Source organism: uncultured Ruminococcus sp., assembly GCF_946415235.1.
Taxonomy (GTDB): domain Bacteria; phylum Bacillota; class Clostridia; order Oscillospirales; family Ruminococcaceae; genus Ruminococcus.
The window spans coordinates 1-20,636 of the sequence record NZ_CAMKRR010000021.1 but is presented as its reverse complement, the minus strand read 5'-3'; the positions used below and the strand labels follow the sequence as shown (position 1 = coordinate 20,636).

Here is a 20,636-nt window from a genome sequence, read left to right as displayed (position 1 = left end):
GGTTTCAAATTGAAGGTTTTAATGATAAACAGCGTCTGCGGCATACGCAGCACGGGAAGAATATGCACCGATCTTGCAGATGCGCTGACAGCTCAGGGGCATGAAGTAAAGATCGCATACGGACGCGAGACTGTTCCCGAGAAGTCCCGGAAGTACGCGGTCAGGATCGGCAGCAATACCGACAACAAGCTCCACGGCCTGCGTTCAAGACTGTTCGATGATACGGGCTTCGGCTCGAAAAGAGCAACGAAACGCTTCATAGAGTGGGTAAAAAGCTATGATCCCGATGTTGTGCACCTGCATAATATCCACGGATATTACATAAATATAGAACTGCTTTTCCGCTATCTTGCGGAAGCAGAAAAGCCTGTTATATGGACTCTCCACGACTGCTGGTCTTTCACGGGACACTGTGCGTACTTTGATTACGCAGAATGTGACAGGTGGAAAACAGGCTGCCATAACTGTCCGCAGAAGAAGGAATATCCTTCTTCCATGCTTGCCGACCGTTCAAAAAAGAACTGGGAGGCAAAGAAAAAGCTGTTTACGGCTGTAAAGGATATGGTCTTCGTTACTCCGTCGGAATGGCTTGCAGAGATACTGGGGCAGTCTTATTTCGGGAAATATCCCGTGAAGGTCATAAACAACGATATAGACCTCAGCGTGTTCAGACCAACGGAGGGAGACTTCCGTGAAAAGAACGGTCTGACGGGCAAAAAAATGCTCCTCGGCGTTGCGAGCGTATGGGACAGGCGAAAGGGTCTGAAGGATTACATCAAGCTTTCCGAGAAGCTTGACGATAATTACAGGATAGTCCTTGTGGGGCTTTCCGAAGAGCAGATAAAGCAGCTTCCCGAAAATGTTATCGGTATCTCAAGGACCAATAACACAAAGGAGCTTGCCGAGATCTACACTGCAGCGGATTATTTCCTCAACCTTACATACGAGGACAATTATCCTACGGTCAACCTTGAAGCTCAGGCGTGCGGGACTCCCGTAATAAGCTACAGAACGGGCGGAAGCACCGAAAGCGCCGTAAGGTTCGGTACTGTTGTGGAAAAAGGTGCTGTCGGAGATGTGCTGAAGCTCATACAGTCTTCGCCGGAGTTTGAAAAAAGCTTGGATTTTGAAGAGAGCCGCGGACACGCGGTAGAGAAATATATGGAATTGTACAGAAGGGGCTGAGAGATCGCTTTTCCGTACATTTCCTTTCGGGATAAAGCAGGCACCGCCCGGCGGTATTGCCTGCGTTTTATCCGTGTAGGGCAGTATGCCGTGCAGAAAGTACAGCTTAAGTCTGTATTAAGCTGCAAGGGCGCTGCCTAAGAATTTGTATTCGCTTCTCATTATTACAGGAGGGGCGTTTCTGATTTTTATAAAGTATCATTTCAGCATGATAATATGATGGGTGTAATAGAGAAAAGCAGCTGTATCAGCCCTTGAAAAGCATGGCAGCGCGGCTCGCTCAGGAAAGGATAAGTGAATATGGAACAGGCAAAAAAGCCTTTTTTGATCGACGTACCGGTAAAGACAACGATCTGGATACGTCCCGAGGCTCAGAGGCGTCAGTTCGAGATAATAAAGAAGGCTCGTCCGAGCATACTTTTTATTCAGTCGGACGGCGGAAGAAATGAAAAGGAATGGGAAGCGATACGCAAGAACCGTGAGATGTTCGACAACGAGATCGACTGGGACTGTACGGTGTATCGTATGTACGAGGAAAAGAACCTCGGAATGTATGCAATGGCATACAAGACAAGGGATACTGTATGGAGCCATGTTGACAGATGCATATTTATGGAGGATGATATCCTTCCGTCGGTATCCTTTTTCAGATACTGTGCAGAGCTGCTGGAAAAGTACAAGGACGATCCTCGTATAGAGTGTATATGCGGTATGAACCACCTCGGAGTAAGCGAGGATGTACAGTCTGACTACTTCTTCTCGCGTCAGGGTTCCATATGGGGAACAGCAACATGGAAAAGGGTCATCGACGAGCGCGACGATTATTCATACGGAAAAGATCCTTATGTCATGAAGCTGCTCAAACAGAGAACAAAAAGCAATCCTATAGCATGGAAGAGACTGTCCGCGTACTCAAAGCAGAAGGAGTATGAGGGACACGTCCCCGGCGCAGAGTTCTGGCATGAGTTCCATATGTACGCTCAGAACCGTTTGCAGATCGTACCGAAGAGAAATATGATAAGCTGTGTCGGCTGCACAGAGTCCTCTGCCCACTCCGCAGAGCTCAAGCTCCTGCCAAAGGGTCTGAGATGCATATTCAACATGAAAACATATGAAATGGAATTCCCTATCAAGCACGCGAAGTATGTTATCCCCGATGTTGAGTATGAGAAAAAGAGAAACAGGATCGTGGGATATAATACTCCGATCATCAATCTCGGAAGAAAGACAGAACGTGTTTTCCTTATGGTAAAGAACGGAAAGATGAAGGACGTCTTTAAAAAGGTGAAAGGAAAGCGCGAAATTGAAAAATGATTCATTGACATCTAAGGCGGCAGGCGGATTTATATGGAAATTCCTTGAAAAATTCGTCTCCACAGGCGTTCAGTTCGTTCTCGGCATCGTTCTCGCAAACCTTATCCTGCCGAAGGAGTACGGTATCGTCGGTGAGCTTGTTATATTCACACAGATATGTGATGTTATCATCCTTCAGGGACTGACGTCAGCGCTTATACAGAAGAAAAATGCGGATCAGGTGGATTTCTCTTCCGTCTTCTTCGCAAATCTTGTGGTCTCTGCGGCACTTTATCTGATACTTATAGCGGCATCGCCCCTTATGGTAATGTACTTCAAGCAGCCTGTGCTCAGGAAGATGATGCCGATATTCGGACTAATCGTTATTATCGGCGGATTCGGAGCGGTCCCGAACGCGGTATTGTCAAAGGCGCTGGACTTCAAGAAAAGCTTTTTCAGAAATCTCTCCAACTACTGTGTTCAGGCTGTTGTGGGTATAACCTGTGCACTTATGGGCTGCGGCGCATGGTCACTGGTATGGTCAAAGCTTTCGGGCACATTGGTGGGAGTTATCGTACTCGTGATAACCGTGGGCTGGAAGCCTTCAAAGACCTTTTCCTTTGCAAGGATAAAAAGTCTGTTCAGCTACGGTTCAAAGGTGCTTGTTACAAACCTGCTGAATACGATATTCAATAATATACAGCCGCTTATAGTAGGCGGAGTTTATTCGAGCGATATGCTCGGTCAGTATCAGCGCGGCCAGCAGATGCCAAGTGCGCTGATGTCGGCAGTTGACGGCTCGCTCAGCGAGGTGCTTTTCCCTACGCTTTCAAACGTACAGGATCAGAAGGACCGACTTAAAGCTATGATGCGCCGTTCAATGACCGTAAGTATGTTCCTTGTGTTCCCGTTCCTGTGGGGACTCATAGCCACGGCAAAGCCCCTTATCATGGTGCTCATCAATGACAACTGGCTGCCGTGTGTACCGTTTATGCAGCTCACCTGCGTGATATGTATGTTCTGGCCGCTCAATGCGAGAACACAGGCACTTAACGCAATGGGCAAGAGCAATGTCACCATGAAGGTGTCCATCATCTCAAAGACGATGACGGTCATCATGGTGCTGGTAAGTATCAGGATCAGCATATATGCAATGATGATATCATCAATAATCGCTTCAACTATAACTTTCTGGATAACATCATACTATGTGAACAAATATATAGGCTACACATTATCTGAGGTCCTGAAGGACATAGCAGTTCCGCTCTTTATGTCAGCGGGAATGGCAGGAATTGTTTACTGCGTAAAGTTCCTCGGGCTCAGCGATCTGCTTACACTGCTGATACAGGTCCCGCTTGGCATTGCGGTTTACATATCTGCTTCAAAGCTGTTCCATATAGACAGTCTTGATTATATTTTATCAATGGTAAAAAGATTGCTTAACAGAAAGAAAGAAGCGTAAAATATGAAAAAAATAGTTTTTTTGGGAGGGTCGGCACAACAGGTCATAGCAATAGAAACAGCAAAAAGAATTGGATATTACACCATACTATGTGATTTTCTTACAGATAACCCGGGACAGTTTGCTGCTGACAAGTTTTATCTTGTGAGCACTACCGACAAGGAGGCTGTCCTTAAAGTAGCAGAGAAAGAAAAGATTGACGGGATAGTGGCATACGCCTCGGATCCTGCAGCCCCCACAGCCGCTTATGTAGCGGAAAAACTGGGACTGTACACCAATCCGTACTTATCTGTGGAGTTACTTTGCAATAAGGATAAATTCAGAAAGTTCCTTTCCGACAACGGATTTAATACCCCTGTATCCGAAGGATACGGAAATATTGAAAAGGCAGTAAGCGACATAGGCAGGTTCAGATTTCCTGTCATAGTCAAGCCCGTCGATTCTTCGGGAAGCAAGGGCGTAACTGTGCTGCGCGGTCCCGAAGGGCTCCGCGAGGCAATGGAATTTGCATTTTCCTATTCGAGATGCAAGCGCGTCATAATCGAGGAGTTTATTGAAAAAGCTCACCCTTATCTCATAGGCGGAGATATTTTCGTCTGGGACGGAAAAGTTATTGTGTGGGGTCTTATGAACTGTCACCGCGATGACAGAGTCAATGCCCTCGTTCCCGTAGGAAAGAGTTATCCCCCCGAGCTTAAGGACAGTGATCTTGATGCGGTAAAGCGGACGATACAGCTCATGATCGACAAGCTCCATATAAAAAGCGGAGCAATGAATGTCGAGCTTGTGGTCGATAAGGAAGGCAGGGTGTGGCCTATTGATATAGGTCCGCGCAACGGCGGAAACATGATCCCCGATCTTCTCAGCTTGATTTTCGGAGCAGACGTTGTCGAAATGACTGTCAGGGCAGCAATGGGCGAAGTTCCTGTGCTGGATGTGAAAGCTCCTGTGCCGTATTATGCAACTCATAATCTTCATTCCGACAAAAACGGGATATTCAAAAGAGTTGTATATTCCGACAAGATCAGACCGTATATCGTACGGGAGAAAATTTATAAAACAGCAGGAGAGACTGTGGAGTATTTCGACAATGCTTCAAAGGCTGTCGGCATAGTTTTTCTCAAGTTCGATTCACCCGAGGTCATGCATAATATCCTGTCTGATATCAATTCTCATATCACGATCGAAACAGAGCCCATGATAAGGCAGACCTGCGGTATCATGAATATCTGCGGTCTTGTGAGGTAATGAGCGGTATGAAAGAATACGGCGGTTATATAGAGCTTGATACCTACAGGCTTCCCATGCTCCATGAGGGAGCGGTCGCTCTCGACTGCGGCAGGAACTGCCTTGCGTATCTGTTCGGAACAAGAAATATCAGAAAGCTCAGGCTCCCGTACTTTATGTGCGACAGCGTTTTCAACGTGTGCAAAAAGTACGGAGTTGAAATGAGCTGCTATCATATAAACGAAAGCTTCATCCCCGAGGATATAAAGCTCGGTGACGATGAATGGCTCTATGTCATGAATTATTACGGACAACTCAAAAGGGAACAGCTCGAAGGGCTGAAGGAAAAATACGGAAGAGTGATATTTGACAACGCTCAGGCGTATTTCGACGAGCCCATTGACGGTGCGGATACCATCTATACCTGCCGCAAGTTCTTCGGAGTTGCCGACGGAGCCTTCCTCTTTACCGACAGGATATCCCATGAGGAGTATCCCGTGGACGAATCCTATGACAGGATGCGCTTCCTGCTGGGACGGTACGAAAGGAGCGCTTCGGAATTCTATAGTGAGTATTCCGCAAACAATCATCAGTTTGCAGATGCGCCCATAAGAAGAATGTCGGCGCTTACAAACAACCTTCTGCACGGTATAGATTACGGATTCGTAAAGCAGAGGCGCACTGAGAATTTTGATGCATATGACAGGCTGCTGGGCAGTATCAATCAGCTGTCGCTCCGCGTTCCCGAGGGCGCGTTCGCTTACCCTCTGCTTATCGAAAACGGCGCGGCTGTAAGGAAAGCATTGCAGCAGGAGAAAATATACATCCCGACGCTCTGGCCGAATGTCATGAGCGGCGAGGGTGCTGACAAATGGGAGCGCTATGCTGCGGAAAATATCCTGCCCCTGCCCTGCGATCAGCGCTACGATGCAGAAGCAGCCGGATACATTGCCGCTGAGGTAAAGAAATACATATGACCGCATAGGGCGTATGCAGGATAAAGTCATGATGACAAGGCCTTGAAAAAGACCTTTTATATAAACGGGGATCGGCGGATACATAATCACCTGCACCCGAAAATAAATAATTACAGAGGTGTGAAATGGCAGATAAAATTTTGGTCACACGTTCCTCAATGCCTGATTACGAGGAATACTGTGAGGAAATAAAGGGACTCTGGGACAGCCACTGGCTGACCAATATGGGAGCAAAGCACAAGGAGCTTCAGGCAGAGCTTGAAAAGTACCTTGACGTACCTCATGCAGTGCTTTACACCAACGGACATCTTGCTCTTGAGAATGCTCTTGCAGCAATGAACTTTCCGAAAAACGGAGAGGTCATAACTACTCCGTTCACATTTGCTTCAACTACCCATGCGATAGTAAGAAACGGACTTGTTCCTGTTTTCTGCGACATAGACCCCGTTGACTACACTATCGACGTAACAAAGATAGAGGCTCTCATCACAGACAAGACCTGCGCTATAGTTCCCGTTCATGTTTACGGAAATATATGCAGGGTTGAGGAGATACAGCGCATTGCGGACAAGTACGGACTCAAGGTAATATACGATGCCGCACACGCTTTCGGCGTAAAGTACAAGGGCGTAAGCTCAGCCTGCTTCGGTGATGCTTCGATGTTCAGCTTCCATGCTACAAAGGTGTTCAACACTATCGAGGGCGGTGCTGTATGCTTCAAGAAGGATCATCTTGTACAGCTCCTCAATGATATGAAGAACTTCGGCATACACGGTCCCGAGACTGTCGAATTCGTAGGCGGAAACGCTAAAATGAACGAATTTCAGGCAGCAATGGGAATATGCAACCTCCGTCACCTTGACAGAGAGATCGAAAAGCGCAGGATAGTAATGGAGCGCTATCGTGAAAGACTTTCGGGAACAGAGGGAATAACCCTTTGTCCTTTGCAGGACGATGTTGAGCCGAATTACGCTTATTGTCCCGTAGTATTCGAGCCTACTCTCTTCGGCTCCACAAGGAATGAGGTATTCGCAGCTCTTGCGGACAATGGTATCGGCGCAAGAAAGTACTTCTATCCGCTTACAAATACCTTTGACTGCTTCCACGGAGCATACGATATAAACAATACTCCCGTCGCACTTCACATCAGCAAGAGAGTTCTTACTCTCCCGCTGTATGCAGACCTCAGCATCGAGGACGTGGACAGGATATGTGATGTGGTACTCAGCTGTAAAAAGTGATCTGAGCAGCCGTGTATCATAAATGAAGAATACGCAAAATAAGATAGTTCGGAGGAATATGAAAAATGTCATTATTTAAAGATGCTACCCTTATGATAACAGGCGGTACAGGCAGCTTCGGAAATGCTGTGCTCAATCGCTTCCTTAAAACAGATATCGGCGAGATAAGGATCTTCTCCCGTGACGAGAAGAAGCAGGACGATATGCGTCACCACTTTCAGGCAACAATGCCCGAGGTCGCTGACAAGATAAAGTTCTACATCGGCGACGTGCGCGATCTCCAGTCTGTAAGAGGCGCTATGTACGGAGTTGACTATATCTTCCACGCAGCAGCTCTCAAGCAGGTGCCTTCATGCGAATTCTTCCCCATGGAAGCTGTACGCACCAACGTAATAGGCACCGATAACGTGCTCACAGCTGCTATTGAAGCAGGCGTAAAGAGCGTTATCTGCCTTTCAACGGACAAGGCTGCATATCCTATAAACGCTATGGGCATCTCAAAGTCACTTGAAGAAAAGGTAGCTATCGCCAAGTCAAGAACATCGGGTAATACAAAGATATGCTGTACCCGCTACGGCAACGTAATGTGCAGCCGCGGCTCTGTTATCCCGCTGTGGATAGACCAGATCGTAAGCGGTCAGCCAATAACTCTTACCGAGCCTTCAATGACACGTTTCATCATGTCCCTTGAGGAAGCTGTAGACCTGGTGCTTTTTGCATTTGAAAAGGGCGAGAACGGCGACCTCCTCATTCAGAAAGCTCCCGCCTGCACTATACAGACACAGGCTGAGGCTGTATGCGAGCTCTTCGGCGGAAAGAAGGAGGATATCAAGATAATCGGTATCCGTCACGGCGAAAAGATGTACGAGACCCTTCTCACAAACGAGGAGTGTGCGAAGGCTATAGATATGGGCGACTTCTACCGCGTTCCCGCCGACAACAGAGGTCTTAACTACGATAAGTACTTCAAGGAGGGCGACGAGAAGAGAAATGTCCTCACCGAGTTCAATTCAAGCAATACAAAGCTCCTTACAGTTGCTGAGACAAAGGAAAAGATAGCATCGCTTTCATATATCCAGGATCGTCTCGCAGAAATGGGGTTAAAGTGATGAAAATACTCGTAACAGGCGCAAAGGGCTTCGCAGGAAAGAATTTAGTTGCAAACCTCAAGAATATCCGCGACGGCAAGAACCGTACACGGAGCTTTCAGGTTGAAGAGATCTTTGAATTTGATATAGATACCGACAAGGCGCTTCTTGACGAGTACTGTGCAAAGGCAGACTTTGTTTTCAACCTTGCGGGAGTGAACCGTCCCAAGGACAACAGCGAGTTCATGTCGGGAAATTTCGGCTTTGCAGGCGAGCTCCTTGAAGCTCTCAAAAAGCATAAGAATACCTGTCCCGTAATGATATCGAGCTCCATACAGGCAACTCTCATAGGAAGATACGGCGAGTCCGACTACGGCAAGTCAAAGCTTGCAGGTGAGAAACTCTTCTTTGACTACGGTAAGGAAACAGGCGCAAAGGTACTTGTTTACCGTTTTCCGAACCTGTTCGGAAAGTGGTGCAGACCTAACTACAACAGCGCTGTTGCCACATTCTGCAACAATATCGCAAATGATCTTCCCATACAGGTGAATGACCGCTCGACACAGCTTGAGCTGCTCTATATCGACGATCTTGTAGAGGAAATGTTCGACGCTATTGAGAATAAGGAGCACCGCTGCGAATACGACGGACTTGATCCTGCTGCAAAGGATAACGGAAAGTACTGCTATGTACCCACGACACATAAGGTAACTCTCGGAGAGATCGTTGATCTTCTCGATACCTTCAGGGCTCAGCCGAATACTCTCGTAATGCCCGAGATACCAGATAACAGCTTCGCAAAGAAGCTCTACTCCATGTATCTCAGCTATCTCCCAAAGGAGAAGACTATCTTCGATTTAAAGATGAACTGCGATGACAGGGGAAGCTTCACGGAGCTCCTGAAAACCATGAACTGCGGACAGTTCAGCGTGAATATCTCCAAGCCCGGCATCACAAAGGGTCAGCACTGGCATAACAGCAAGTGGGAATTCTTTATAGTGGTTGCAGGCCACGGACTTATCCAGGAGCGTAAGATAGGCACTGACGAGGTAATAGAGTTTGAGGTCAGCGGGGATAAGATACAGGCGATACATATGCTCCCCGGCTATACTCACAACATCATCAACCTGAGCGATACAGAAAATCTTGTAACGGTAATGTGGGCAAACGAGCAGTTTGATCCTCAGCACCCCGATACTTTCTTTGAGGTAGTGAAATAATGGACATTAAAACAGATTATTCAGATATCAAATGGAAAAATAACGGCAAGCTCAAGCTTCTTATCATTGTTGGAACGAGACCTGAGATAATCCGTCTTGCCGCAGTTATAAACAAGTGCAGAGAGTACTTCGACTGCATACTTGCACATACGGGTCAGAACTATGACTACAACCTTAACGGCGTATTCTTCAAGGACTTAAAGCTTGCAGACCCCGAGGTATACATGGACGCTGTAGGCGACGACCTCGGCGCTACGGTAGGCAATATCATCAACTGCTCATACAAGCTCATGAGCCAGATAAAGCCCGATGCTATGCTCATTCTCGGTGACACGAATTCGTGCCTTTCGGCTATTCCCGCAAAGAGGCTCCATATACCCATATTCCATATGGAAGCAGGAAACCGCTGCAAGGACGAGTGCCTCCCCGAGGAGACGAACCGCCGTATAGTTGATATCATCAGCGATGTAAACCTTGCATACTCCGAACACGCAAGACGTTACCTTGCAGACTGCGGACTTCCGAAGGAGAGGACCTACGTTACGGGTTCGCCTATGGCAGAGGTGCTTCATCAGAACCTTGCAGAGATAGAGGCTTCGGATATACACAAGAAGCTCGGTCTCGAAAAGGGAAGATACATACTCCTTTCGGCTCACCGTGAGGAAAATATCGACACGGAAAAGAACTTCATGAGCCTTTTCACAGCTATAAACAAGATGGCTGAAAAGTACGATATGCCTATACTTTACAGCTGCCACCCCCGTTCAAAGAAGCGTCTTGAAGCAAGCGGCTTCAAGCTTGACAGGAGAGTTATCCAGCATGAGCCTCTCGGCTTCCATGACTACAACTGCTTACAGATGAATGCTTTCGCAGTAGTATCCGACAGCGGTACTCTTCCCGAGGAGAGCAGCTTCTTTACAAGCGTAGGACATCCTTTCCCTGCAATATGCATAAGGACCTCTACGGAGCGCCCCGAGGCACTTGACAAGGCTTGCTTCATACTTGCGGGTATAGATGAAAAGTCACTTTTGCAGGCTGTGGATACAGCTGTTGAGATGAATAAGAACGGCGACTACGGCATACCTGTTCCCGACTATGTTGAGGAGAACGTATCCAATAAGGTCGTAAAGATAATCCAGTCATACACAGGCGTTGTGGATAAGATGGTCTGGAGAAAGTTCTGATATAGTATTATAATGTACCGCCGCAAGGCGGTACTTTTTTATGGTGAGAAAAGCCTTTCTGTAAGTGGGCTGAAATCATATGAAATTAAACGGAAAACCGTTTAATAAGAAAAAAATAAATCCCAACTTTGTATGAATGCATAAAAGTCGGGATGTGTTATTGTTGAAAACCAACAATGAATAAAATAATGGTTACAGGACTGAGCTCCTGCCGTAATCGGTGATGTCGCTGCCGAGCTTTGCGTAAAGCTCGGGTACAGTGAGCTCTTTGTTCTTCAATGCAAGGAGCTCGTCATCGGTGCAGCCTATGAACTCCACAAAATCCACCCTGCCGTTTGGCGTATCAATAGAGTCTGCGTCCTTATCGGCAACAAGGATAAAGCCCGTCAGTCCGCATTTCTGATGAAGGTCTATACCTGTGGTCTGACCTGTGTATATGTACTCATCGGCGCAGAAAAGCTCACCGCTTGAGAAGGTTATCCTTGCTATTTTCTGCAATATACCGCAGACACAGCGGAGCTCTCCGTCCTCGTCCTCAGGGGAGATACACGACCTTTTCAGCTTGTATGTGAACTCCATACCGTAGCCGCTTACCTCGGGATCGTCGGTCTCCTTTTCAAATATCTCGCTGAGCCCGTAGGTCACAAAATGATAGTACTCGTCGGTCTCGTATATGCTGATACCCGTGAGGGGATCGTCACCGCCCAGCTCCCACGGGACAAGAACGCCGTAATGCTTCGGGTCCTTCTGATCGGGATAGAGCCTTTCAAAGGCGGCGGTTATTGCGTCCCAGCCCGATGAGTCGGGCTTTTCAAGGTCTATCATCTCTTCTGTATCCTTCTGCGGCTTTTCCGCTTTTTTTCTTAATTTGTCAAACAGTCCCATACTGCGCTCCTTATACTTTTTTCTGACATTCCGTCAAGTGAATGGCTTATGATCTGCTTACAGTTTCAGTTTAACATACTTTACTGTAAAAATCAACTTATTCAAGAGAAAAAACAGGTTTGCAAAGCAGCCGCCCATAAATGCGCAAAATGTTATACAACAAGTTTGAAATGTTATTGCATACTTCTCTGTGTTCTGTTACAATATAGATGTAAAAGCACAAAAACCATGCCGAGTATGCGTGATGCTGAGCTTTATGAGGCTTCGGACACGGCAAAGTCCTGCCGTATCTGCACTGTACGGAGCATCTGAAAAGCACATTATGTTATTCGGCGCGAACACAAAATGAGAGGGAATCAATAATGAAAAATCTTACTGTAAAACGCTGTGCGGCTGTTTTCGCAGCCTGTACAGTACTTGCGGCAGCTGTGCCGTACAGCGGCGTACCTGTTAATGCCGCGGGAAACATCATCAGCAATTCCACATTCGATAAGAATGTGTCAGGCTGGGGAACTTATAAGGAGAGCGGCGGAAAGTGCTCGCTCGGCACCGAGGACGGACAGCTTGCACTCACGGTATCAAGCGTGGGTAAGCTGAACTATTCTGTTCAGGTATTCTATGACATAATACCGCTGTATCAGAACGGAGTTTATCGCCTCAAATACGATATCTCTTCAAGCGTTGACCGCTATATCGAGGGTATGATACAGCAGAACGGCGGCACATACCAGGCTTACACATGGAAGGGCCTTGAGCTTACTTCCGAGCCTCAGACAGTGGACTATGAGTTCACAATGAAGGAAGAAACAGACATTATGGCAAAGCTCGTGTTCAACTGTGGTATACAGGAGAAGCACGAGGGCGAGCTCCCCGAGCATACTATCTATATCGACAACGTATCACTGGAGCTCATTGACGACAGCAATGTGGACTATGCTTCAAGCCGTCCCTATGCTCCGTCCATAAATGTGGATCAGGTGGGCTACAGGACAGACGGAATTAAAACAGCAGTATTCCGCGACGTTACGGATCAGACGGAATTCAAGGTCGTGAATGCGGATACAAAGGAGGCTGTATTCACGGGCAAGCTCGAAAACATGACAGAAAACAAGAGCGCTGACGAGACTAACTGGACCGGTGATTTCTCATCTGTAAAGGAAGCCGGCAGGTACTATATCTCATGCAGCGGACTTGACGATTCGTATACATTCGAGATAGGCGACAAGGTATATTCAAACCTTGTCGACGACAGCGTGAGGATGCTTTATTTACAGCGCTGCGGCGTAAAGGTAGAGGACAAGGAATTCGGTCACGAGGCCTGCCATACGGATATGGCAACGGTTTACGGCACAAGCGATAAGATAGACGTAAGCGGCGGCTGGCACGACGCAGGCGACTACGGCAGATACGTTGTTCCCGCAGCAAAGGCTGTTGCAGACCTGATATACGCTTACGATGCAGCTCCCGAGCTCTACAGCGATGATATCGGTATCCCCGAGAGCGGAAACGGCATTCCCGATATACTTGATGAAGCACGTTTCGAGCTGGAGTGGATGATGAAGATGCAGGCTGCCGACGGCGGCGCATATCATAAGGTATCATGCGCTAATTTCCCTGCATACGTTATGCCTACAAAGGAAACAGCAGAGCTTATCGTAACTCCCGTAAGCTCAACTGCTACTGCCGACTTCTGTGCTTCCATGGCGCTTGCGGCAGAGTTTTACGAGGAGTACGACAAGGACTTCGCAAAGAAGTGTATGGAGGCTGCCGAGAAGTCATGGGCATGGCTGGAGGCTAATCCGAATTTTGTATTCAAGAACCCTGCCGATATCGTTACAGGCGAGTACGGTGACCGCACCGACAAGGACGAGCGTTACTGGGCAGCTGTTCAGATGTACCGCGCAACAGGCGACGAGAAGTATCTTGCGAATGTAAGCAAAGCCCTTACAGGTCTGGACTGGTCAACAGTTGGCGACTACGGCAATATCGCTCTGCTCACCATGAAGAATGCCGACAAGGAGTCGGAAGTATTCAGAACTGCATACGAAAATGCTGCAAGCGCTGTAACAGCGCAGGCTAAGACGCTCCTTAAGGATGCAAATTCAAATCCATACGGCGCAGCTCTTACAATGTACAACTGGGGCAGCAATATGACCATTGCCAACGGCGGTATAATCCTTGCTCTTGCAGGGGAGCTCACAGGTGAGGAGAGCTGTAAGGAGGCTGCACAGGCTCAGCTGAACTACCTCCTCGGCGTAAACCCTGTGGGAACCTGCTTTGTATCGGGCTACGGCACGGTATCTCCCGAAAATCCGCATCACCGTCCCTCAATGGCTGTGGGCCATGCAATGAAGGGTATGCTTGCAGGCGGTGTGAACCAGAACCTTGAGGACAGCGCCGCAAAGGCTTACTGTCAGGATCAGCCTGCGGCTAAGTGTTATGTTGACAATTCGGAGAGCTATTCCACAAACGAAATAACTATCTACTGGAACTCACCGCTCACATATCTGCTTTCGCTTACGGAAAATACAGGCTCGGGCGAGCAGGGAGATGTCACAACTACCACAACGACCGAGACCACTACTACAACTACTACTGCCACCACTACCACAACTTCTTCAGCGACATCTGCCGATGAAGAGGCAAGCCTTTACGGAGATGCTAACTGCGACGGCGAAGTTGACTTGAGCGACGCAGTTATGATAATGCAGTCTCTTGCAAATCCCGACAAGTACGGTGTAAACGGCTCTGACGAGCGCCATATTACAAAGCAGGGACTTGCAAACGCTGATGTAAGAGACAGAGGCGACGGCGTTACAACAGGTGACGCACAGGCAATACAGGCATTCATGCTCCATTCGATAACCAGTCTTCCCCAATAAGAGTACTAAGCGGAAAAAGCCGTAAAGAAGGGTATCCTTCTTTACGGCTTTTTTCTGAAATAATGCTCATGCTGCAGTCAAGCGGGTGACAGTTAAGTACTGTCACCCGCTTTAAGAAAGGTCACTTATTGCTGCTGTTGTTTTCTTTATTATTGCTGCTCTTTTCACTGTTCTCGGGAGGAACAGGAGGAGTATCCGCGTGAGGAGCAGGTGCATTCACGGGAGGAGGAGCAGGCATATTCGGAGGTATCATCTGAGGATTCGGCGGCACAGGACCGTTTATCGGCATTGGCGGAGCCTGCTGAATTTTCTGCTGATACTTTTCCTTTTTGCGCTTTTCCGATCTTTTTGAGAAGAACTTTACAAGCTTGACTATAATGAATGTGATAATGCCGATTATGAGGATATACGGAAGTATCCTTATAAGTATGAACAGCAGGTTCTCAAGGAAATAAAGGAATTCGTCCCATGTCTTTGAGAGTGTGTTCTTCAGGCGCTGTCCGAAGGTATCGTTCCTTTCAATCACAGGCTTATCGGAGTACTTGCGGACCTCGTTCAGTGTGAGATTGATAAAGGAGTAGGCAACGTCGTTTTCGATATTGTTCATACGTGTCTTTATCTTTGCTATCTCTATCTGAATGGTCGTGAGCTCATTTTCGACTTCAATGGCTTCCTGTTCGTTCTTTATTTCGGAGAGTATATCAAGGTAGCGCTTTTCCTTGGCTTCGTAGATACTGAGAGTTGTACTGAGGTCGGAGTACTCGGTAGTGAGATTTTGCACGGAGGAGCTCTTCCGACGCATATCGCCTATTTTTTCCGCAGCCTCGCAGAAATCCTCATAGTCGGCGCTGGGTATCCTTATGGTAGCATAAAGGTTCTTCCATTTTTCGCTGTCGGAGTACTCCCATTTGCTTGTATTGCCGCCGTCATTGTAGTTTTCGCTTTCGATAAAGCCGTTGTATGTGCTGATGAGCTCGTGTATCTTGTCAACAGCTTCATCGAATTCGAGAACGTCTATGCTCATATCGCATGAGTATACCAGCATCTGTGTATTTATAGCCTTTACTTCCGACTGCTTGTAGCTCATGGAGCTGCTTTCACCATTTTCATAGGCTTCGGAATCGGCGTAAGAATCGTCGCTTTTATATTCTGCTGCATTGTCGAACTGATGTGCTGATGAATTGGTCTCTGCCCTGTCTGCCGCTTTCATTCCATTGCCGCAGGACGTCAGAAGGATAGTGCCTGCAAGAGCAAGGGGCAAAAGTATCTTTTTCATGTGTATTCCTCCTTTAATGGTGGCTTTTTATATATGATAACATTATTTTTGTAATATGTCAACGAATATCTCATAACAATAGGGTTAAAAATCGTTTACAAACAATAAAGGCGCATAGCCGATAGCTTCAAAGCGGTTTCTGCCCTTACGGCAGGAAGCTGCGGTGTGTGAGGAGCTTGGACAGATATTGACAGATGCGCTGAAAATATGATATTATTAATCAGATATTATCATCGGAGGTCATTATGGATTACGATATAACAAAATATGACAGACCGTCTGTAGCTGCTGATATTGCAGTGTTTACCGTCCGCAAAAGCAGCAGCGAAAGCTACAGACATCTTTCAAAGCCTGTTCTTTCAGTACTTCTCATAAAGCGGACGGAGGAACCGTTTGATAAGATGCTTTCTCTTCCCGGAGGATTCTGCTGCCGTCAGGAGACTATCGAGGAGACTGCCTTCCGCAAGCTTAAAGAAAAAACTGGAGTTGAATGTCCGCCGCTCTCGCTCCTTTGTAACCTTTCAAAGCTCGGCAGGGACCCGAGAGGCTGGATAATTTCCTGCTGCTACTGGACTGTTATAGAGTATACAAAAACAGCTGCGGAAAAAAGCGGTGAATGGTATGAGGTCTCGCTGAAGGAGAATGACGGGAGGTATACCCTTGTCCTTACAGGCGATGACGGCAGGGAGTACGTTTCCGAGGTAAGGCTGAATAATACCAACGAGCTGTATAATCAGTCCGCGGAGGCTGATATACCGCAGAACAGCCTTGCCTTCGACCATGCAGAGATAATAGTCAACGCACTGCTCAAGCTGAGGAGCAGTCTTGAAAAGCCCTATGCCGCTTTCAGGCTCCTTCCCGAGAAGTTCACCCTCACGGACCTTCAGCAGATATACGAAGCTGTACTTGACAGGAAGCTGATAATGGCTAATTTCAGGAGAAAAATAGCTCCGTACGTGGAGGAGACAGGAGACATCGAGGGCGGCGCGGGTCATCGTCCGTCAAAGCTGTTCACAAAAAAGCAGACTGCGGCAGAATAAAAAATAAGATATATCGGGTTAAGGAGGTAATCACAGGATATGAATGTAATGCCGCACGAGACAAAGGCGTATATGGACTTTGTGTGCGTGAATGCAGTTGGAGCACTTATAACGCCAGATGCAATAACATCACAGTTCAGGAAACTGCTCGACAGAAACAATCTGCCTCATATAAAGTTCCATGCTCTTAGGCATTCGTGTATAAGCCTTCTCGCAAATAATACGGCTTTCTCGATGAAGCAAATACAGGACTATGCTGGTCACAGTGACTTCCTCACGACTTTTAACGTGTACAGCCACAGCGATGATTCGGCTAAAAGACTGAAATGGACTATATCACCAGCTGCTTTTCTGATCTTTTCGGTACCTACAAAGAAGAATAAACAAATGCAGGTGCTTCTTATAATGGGAGCACCTGCTTATTTTACATATGCTTGCTTATTACTTCTCTTGCTTTAAGCTCAGTTTTATCGTAGTCAATTCTGAAGTAGTTAAGGATAGCCTTCATATCGTCCTGCATAGACAGAAATACGTCTATCAGTCGTTCTTTTTTCTCGTCTGACTGCCATTCCTTGAGCCCGATATAGTAGAAATGCTTGGTATCCTCATTGATGAAGAATGGAACAATGCCATTAGCAAGGCATTGTTTAAGCATTATGAGCCTGCCGATACGACCGTTTCCGTCGTAGAATGGTGCTGGCTGCAGCATTGACTTTGGGTGAAAGTGCAGTGTATAATATGGATAGTGTACGGTTTGCGACATTAAATCTGAATATGTGATGGTATAGACTATGAAACTCATTGATTTTTTTAAAAAAACAAAATACTTATGGATAGGCGGACTAATGGGTGTGGCTCAGCAGTTTGCCGGAAGGCTGGACTATTATTTGTACCATGGCAGGGATATTTTCAGCTTTTCCGATATAATGGGCGGTTTGTCCCTTTACTGAGCTTTGCTTATGAATTCGACAACTTCTTTTAGAAATATCATAGGTTGATCATAGAAGCATAGATGTGTTGCTTTCGGTATCACAACATTCTTCTTAACAGGCGCAGAAATATTGTCGAAACATTGCTCTAAAAGATGATTCGGGCAGACAAAATCCTCATCACCGCTGACAAATAGAACAGGCATATCAAAATGCATATTCTTCCTGAAATCGTGTGTCATGAGAGTGTGATAAGTTCCGGTAAGCAGTTTGGTATCTGATCGTAGCATAGATATCTTTTCGGAAAGATTCAAAAAGGGCGAGGTCAACAAGGTTTTCATAGGAAATGTTTTTCCATCCTTTGCGATATATTTGGCTCCAAGCATAGAAAAGCCTTGTAATGATCTCATAAATGTAGCATTCATTTCAGGTGGTTGCGGTATATTGTCAAGAAAGTGCTGTATTTTATTTATGTCCGAAGCAGATTCCTTTGCAGCATCTTTCAGCCATTCACAGGAATAATGTAATCCCTCAATGTAGTTGATATGCTGGCCAATTCCGATGTAGTGAGATAAACGCTCACCGTGTGTTTTAGCATACTCCGCACCGATCAGGCTGCCCCAAGAGAATCCAACAAGAATGATCTTTTCAAAATCATAGACCGTGTGAAGATAATCAATCACGGCATCAATATCCGCCATATAGTCAGAAATGCTTCCTGACTTAGCAATGACTGCTGCATTGTTCTTATTTGCAAGATAGGTTTTACATGTGTTTCGTTGATCCCAATTGACAACTGTAAAGTTCTTTTCCCATTCAAATTGCATAATGTGGCACAGTCCTGCCATTGAACCTCCTGGACCTCCGTGAAGAAACAGCAGAAGAGGTGAGCTTTTATTTGCTCCTCTGATTTGGATATACTGCTTAATTCCGTTGATTTCTACTGTATCATACATACAAATTCCTTTTTCTGAATAACAATACAGGATATCATTTTTACGGCTCATTTCTTTCTCCTCCTGTCGGTAATGACATAAGATACAGGTTTCGTGTTTTTGAATCTTCCGTAATGTTTTTGTTCTGGTATTTGTCAACAACAGCATACAGTTCATTGACCATATCAGAAAAGTCATTGTCTGAAAGAGCAATTGCATAGTTTAGTATAAAGAGCTTGTCCCTGTCAACATTCGCATCATCACGTTTGAAGTATTCATTGCAAAAGTTGAATATCTGGATAAAGGCTGCCGTCATGATCTTCATATCGTCAGAACTGCTTTTGCTTGAAGTAATATAGATGTCTTTGATCGCGTATGTGTTTTCATTCTGTCCGCGGACCTTATGTGTTTCGACAACCTCTATCAATTCTGCCGCAGACATTTTCTCAATTCTTCGGTACACAGTAGCTCTGGGAATATCTGGTGTTGCAGTAAGTATTTCAGATACAGTCATCTTTTTGTTTTTACGTATCAATTGAATGATCCTGTTCGATATCGGATCAGTTAGTATTTTTATAACCTTTTCCATATGTCCTCCACTAATATCATCTAATGAGATTAGTATATCATACAAAAATGAAAAAGTCAAGTAAGTATGAAAAGCTATATAAGAAAGAAAACTGCCCATTACGGGCAGTTCATAAATACATCTTATACTGAAATAAACTCATTCGGTGATCTATGATTCTTTATCTGTGCCCTTAATAAGCATATCACCCCATACTTCAAGGACGCTAAGCCTCTGAAAGAGATCAAAGCTCATGATATAGGGGTATTCTGCGAGCATATATTGGAGCAAGGAAGAAGTCCTAAGACTGTACATAAGCTTCTCAGCCTTATCGGTCCTGCATTTAGATACGCCGAAAAGAACGACTTTATCATCAAGAATCCTATGAGGGTCATTGACAGACCGACTAAGGTCAAGAAGGAAAGCCATTATTATAATGCTGAGCAGCTGAACACTCTCGCAAATGCTGCTAAGGGCTCATACATAGAAACGCCCGTTATACTCGCTATTGTGCTCGGACTCAGACGTTCTGAAATAGTCGGTATCACATGGGACAACGTTGATTTTGAGAACCGACTGCTGCACATAAATCAGAGTGTTATTGTAGGCGATTCCAGTATACTCCCACATGGGACGTATAAGGTCATAGGTCACACAAACAGCCGTAAACCGAAGGATATTATACTGAAATACTTTCTCAAGACCGAAAGCAGCGAAAGAAGCTTCACTATGAACGATGCTCTTTATAGCTACCTTAAGGCTCTGAAAGCGGAGCAGGATAATATGATAAGGGAGACGAATGAATATCGTGATTTCCTTTGCGTTAACCCTGTAGGTGCGTTAATAACGCCGGACAGTATAACACATTACTTCATAAAACTCCTCGACGAAAACGAGCTTCCGCACATAAGATTTCACGAACTCAGACACTCATGTATCAGTCTCTTTGCCAATAATACCGCGTTCTCGGTAAAGCAGGTGCAGGACTACGCAGGTCACAGCGACTTCCTCACGACGTTCAACGTGTACAGCCATACCGACGATTCGGATAAAAAGACTGAAATGGACTATATCACCAGCTGCTTCACGGATCTGTTCGGCGACAGCAATGAAGGATAAACGAAGAGCAGGCGTTCCTGAATAGGGAGCGCCTGCGTGTTTCATTTGGGCAAACCATTAAAGGCAACATATACGACAAATGATATTGCATCTATTGCAAGAATGATACCGAAGACAATAAG

Annotated in this window: 19 protein-coding genes; 14 read left to right on the top strand and 5 right to left on the bottom strand. The window is 46.1% G+C overall.

What is annotated here, in order from left to right:
• Positions 1-21: 21 nt before the first annotated feature.
• From Q0R37_RS06475 to wecB, 9 genes are all read left to right on the top strand, one after another.
• Positions 22-1,185 carry a glycosyltransferase gene (locus Q0R37_RS06475; protein ID WP_294752603.1) on the top strand — a complete coding sequence of 388 codons (1,164 nt, stop codon included), beginning with the start codon at positions 22-24 and terminating at the stop codon, positions 1,183-1,185.
• A gap of 300 nt (positions 1,186-1,485) precedes the next feature.
• Positions 1,486-2,499: a hypothetical protein gene (locus Q0R37_RS06470; protein WP_294752601.1), complete on the top strand. Its 1,014-nt coding sequence runs from the start codon at positions 1,486-1,488 to the stop codon at positions 2,497-2,499.
• Positions 2,489-3,943: a lipopolysaccharide biosynthesis protein gene (locus Q0R37_RS06465; RefSeq protein WP_294752600.1), complete on the top strand. Its 1,455-nt coding sequence runs from the start codon at positions 2,489-2,491 to the stop codon at positions 3,941-3,943. Before Q0R37_RS06470 ends, Q0R37_RS06465 begins: the two co-directional genes overlap by 11 nt.
• 3 nt (positions 3,944-3,946) lie before the next feature.
• On the top strand, positions 3,947-5,191 hold the full coding sequence (locus Q0R37_RS06460; RefSeq protein ID WP_294752599.1) for an ATP-grasp domain-containing protein: 1,245 nt from the start codon (positions 3,947-3,949) through the stop codon (positions 5,189-5,191).
• A gap of 8 nt (positions 5,192-5,199) precedes the next feature.
• Entirely contained in the window at positions 5,200-6,147 is a 948-nt protein-coding gene (locus Q0R37_RS06455; RefSeq protein WP_294752597.1) for a hypothetical protein, read from the top strand.
• 125 nt (positions 6,148-6,272) lie between these two features.
• Positions 6,273-7,388 (top strand): DegT/DnrJ/EryC1/StrS family aminotransferase, encoded by a 1,116-nt coding sequence (locus tag Q0R37_RS06450; protein ID WP_294752595.1) that lies wholly within the window; start codon positions 6,273-6,275, stop codon positions 7,386-7,388.
• 65 nt (positions 7,389-7,453) lie between these two features.
• A complete protein-coding gene (locus tag Q0R37_RS06445) occupies positions 7,454-8,497 on the top strand; it encodes a polysaccharide biosynthesis protein (protein ID WP_294752593.1) in 1,044 nt (347 codons plus the stop codon).
• Positions 8,497-9,696: a capsular polysaccharide biosynthesis protein CapF gene (locus Q0R37_RS06440; protein WP_294752592.1), complete on the top strand. Its 1,200-nt coding sequence runs from the start codon at positions 8,497-8,499 to the stop codon at positions 9,694-9,696. Before Q0R37_RS06445 ends, Q0R37_RS06440 begins: the two co-directional genes overlap by 1 nt.
• Positions 9,696-10,880, top strand: a complete 1,185-nt coding sequence (gene wecB / locus Q0R37_RS06435) for a UDP-N-acetylglucosamine 2-epimerase (non-hydrolyzing) (protein ID WP_294752591.1) — start codon at positions 9,696-9,698, stop codon at positions 10,878-10,880. The genes Q0R37_RS06440 and wecB overlap by 1 nt, the downstream gene beginning before the upstream one ends.
• A 192-nt stretch (positions 10,881-11,072) precedes the next feature.
• On the opposite strand, the gene Q0R37_RS06430 is transcribed toward wecB, so the two are convergent.
• On the bottom strand, positions 11,073-11,765 hold the full coding sequence (locus Q0R37_RS06430) for a suppressor of fused domain protein (protein WP_294752590.1): 693 nt from the start codon (positions 11,763-11,765) through the stop codon (positions 11,073-11,075).
• Positions 11,766-12,127: 362 nt separating this feature from the next.
• Between Q0R37_RS06430 and Q0R37_RS06425 the strand changes: the two genes are divergently transcribed.
• Positions 12,128-14,647 (top strand): glycoside hydrolase family 9 protein, encoded by a 2,520-nt coding sequence (locus Q0R37_RS06425; protein ID WP_294752589.1) that lies wholly within the window; start codon positions 12,128-12,130, stop codon positions 14,645-14,647.
• A gap of 121 nt (positions 14,648-14,768) precedes the next feature.
• Here the strand turns inward: Q0R37_RS06425 and Q0R37_RS06420 are convergent, their stop codons facing one another.
• Positions 14,769-15,923, bottom strand: coding sequence for a DUF4349 domain-containing protein (locus Q0R37_RS06420; RefSeq protein ID WP_294752587.1), 1,155 nt, complete (start codon positions 15,921-15,923; stop codon positions 14,769-14,771).
• A gap of 245 nt (positions 15,924-16,168) precedes the next feature.
• Here Q0R37_RS06420 and Q0R37_RS06415 point away from each other — a divergent pair, with 245 nt between their 5' ends.
• Together Q0R37_RS06415 and Q0R37_RS06410 are read left to right on the top strand one after the other, a co-directional pair.
• On the top strand, positions 16,169-16,963 hold the full coding sequence (locus tag Q0R37_RS06415) for an NUDIX domain-containing protein (protein ID WP_294752585.1): 795 nt from the start codon (positions 16,169-16,171) through the stop codon (positions 16,961-16,963).
• A gap of 39 nt (positions 16,964-17,002) precedes the next feature.
• The gene (locus Q0R37_RS06410; protein WP_294752583.1) at positions 17,003-17,422 is read left to right on the top strand and encodes a tyrosine-type recombinase/integrase; all 420 of its coding nucleotides are present in this window, start codon (positions 17,003-17,005) and stop codon (positions 17,420-17,422) included.
• On the opposite strand, the gene Q0R37_RS06405 is transcribed toward Q0R37_RS06410, so the two are convergent.
• On the bottom strand, positions 17,388-17,672 hold the full coding sequence (locus tag Q0R37_RS06405) for a hypothetical protein (RefSeq protein ID WP_294752582.1): 285 nt from the start codon (positions 17,670-17,672) through the stop codon (positions 17,388-17,390). The two genes, Q0R37_RS06410 and Q0R37_RS06405, sit on opposite strands and share 35 nt — an antisense overlap.
• 82 nt (positions 17,673-17,754) lie before the next feature.
• Between Q0R37_RS06405 and Q0R37_RS06400 the strand changes: the two genes are divergently transcribed.
• A complete protein-coding gene (locus tag Q0R37_RS06400) occupies positions 17,755-17,913 on the top strand; it encodes a hypothetical protein (protein WP_294752580.1) in 159 nt (52 codons plus the stop codon).
• On the opposite strand, the gene Q0R37_RS06395 is transcribed toward Q0R37_RS06400, so the two are convergent.
• Both Q0R37_RS06395 and Q0R37_RS06390 read right to left on the bottom strand, forming a co-directional pair.
• Complete coding sequence (locus Q0R37_RS06395; protein WP_294752578.1) at positions 17,907-18,899, bottom strand: alpha/beta hydrolase; 993 nt, start codon at positions 18,897-18,899, stop codon at positions 17,907-17,909. The two genes, Q0R37_RS06400 and Q0R37_RS06395, sit on opposite strands and share 7 nt — an antisense overlap.
• Positions 18,889-19,416 (bottom strand): helix-turn-helix domain-containing protein, encoded by a 528-nt coding sequence (locus Q0R37_RS06390; RefSeq protein WP_294752576.1) that lies wholly within the window; start codon positions 19,414-19,416, stop codon positions 18,889-18,891. The genes Q0R37_RS06395 and Q0R37_RS06390 overlap by 11 nt, the downstream gene beginning before the upstream one ends.
• Positions 19,417-19,677: 261 nt before the next feature.
• Here Q0R37_RS06390 and Q0R37_RS06385 point away from each other — a divergent pair, with 261 nt between their 5' ends.
• Complete coding sequence (locus Q0R37_RS06385) at positions 19,678-20,514, top strand: site-specific integrase (protein ID WP_294752574.1); 837 nt, start codon at positions 19,678-19,680, stop codon at positions 20,512-20,514.
• Positions 20,515-20,636 lie beyond the last annotated feature (122 nt).

Excerpts from the sequence above, each read along its gene's own strand:
- Q0R37_RS06475 (WP_294752603.1), top strand. The coding sequence starts at position 22 with ATGATAAACAGCGTCTGCGGCATACGCAGCACGGGAAGAATATGCACC.
- Q0R37_RS06470 (WP_294752601.1), top strand. The coding sequence starts at position 1,486 with ATGGAACAGGCAAAAAAGCCTTTTTTGATCGACGTACCGGTAAAGACA.
- Q0R37_RS06460 (WP_294752599.1), top strand. The coding sequence starts at position 3,947 with ATGAAAAAAATAGTTTTTTTGGGAGGGTCGGCACAACAGGTCATAGCA.
- Q0R37_RS06455 (WP_294752597.1), top strand. The coding sequence starts at position 5,200 with ATGAAAGAATACGGCGGTTATATAGAGCTTGATACCTACAGGCTTCCC.
- Q0R37_RS06450 (WP_294752595.1), top strand. The coding sequence starts at position 6,273 with ATGGCAGATAAAATTTTGGTCACACGTTCCTCAATGCCTGATTACGAG.
- Q0R37_RS06445 (WP_294752593.1), top strand. The coding sequence starts at position 7,454 with ATGTCATTATTTAAAGATGCTACCCTTATGATAACAGGCGGTACAGGC.
- Q0R37_RS06440 (WP_294752592.1), top strand. The coding sequence starts at position 8,497 with ATGAAAATACTCGTAACAGGCGCAAAGGGCTTCGCAGGAAAGAATTTA.
- wecB (WP_294752591.1), top strand. The coding sequence starts at position 9,696 with ATGGACATTAAAACAGATTATTCAGATATCAAATGGAAAAATAACGGC.
- Q0R37_RS06430 (WP_294752590.1), bottom strand. The coding sequence starts at position 11,765 with ATGGGACTGTTTGACAAATTAAGAAAAAAAGCGGAAAAGCCGCAGAAG.
- Q0R37_RS06425 (WP_294752589.1), top strand. The coding sequence starts at position 12,128 with ATGAAAAATCTTACTGTAAAACGCTGTGCGGCTGTTTTCGCAGCCTGT.
- Q0R37_RS06420 (WP_294752587.1), bottom strand. The coding sequence starts at position 15,923 with ATGAAAAAGATACTTTTGCCCCTTGCTCTTGCAGGCACTATCCTTCTG.
- Q0R37_RS06415 (WP_294752585.1), top strand. The coding sequence starts at position 16,169 with ATGGATTACGATATAACAAAATATGACAGACCGTCTGTAGCTGCTGAT.
- Q0R37_RS06410 (WP_294752583.1), top strand. The coding sequence starts at position 17,003 with ATGAATGTAATGCCGCACGAGACAAAGGCGTATATGGACTTTGTGTGC.
- Q0R37_RS06405 (WP_294752582.1), bottom strand. The coding sequence starts at position 17,672 with ATGCTGCAGCCAGCACCATTCTACGACGGAAACGGTCGTATCGGCAGG.
- Q0R37_RS06400 (WP_294752580.1), top strand. The coding sequence starts at position 17,755 with ATGAAACTCATTGATTTTTTTAAAAAAACAAAATACTTATGGATAGGC.
- Q0R37_RS06395 (WP_294752578.1), bottom strand. The coding sequence starts at position 18,899 with ATGAGCCGTAAAAATGATATCCTGTATTGTTATTCAGAAAAAGGAATT.
- Q0R37_RS06390 (WP_294752576.1), bottom strand. The coding sequence starts at position 19,416 with ATGGAAAAGGTTATAAAAATACTAACTGATCCGATATCGAACAGGATC.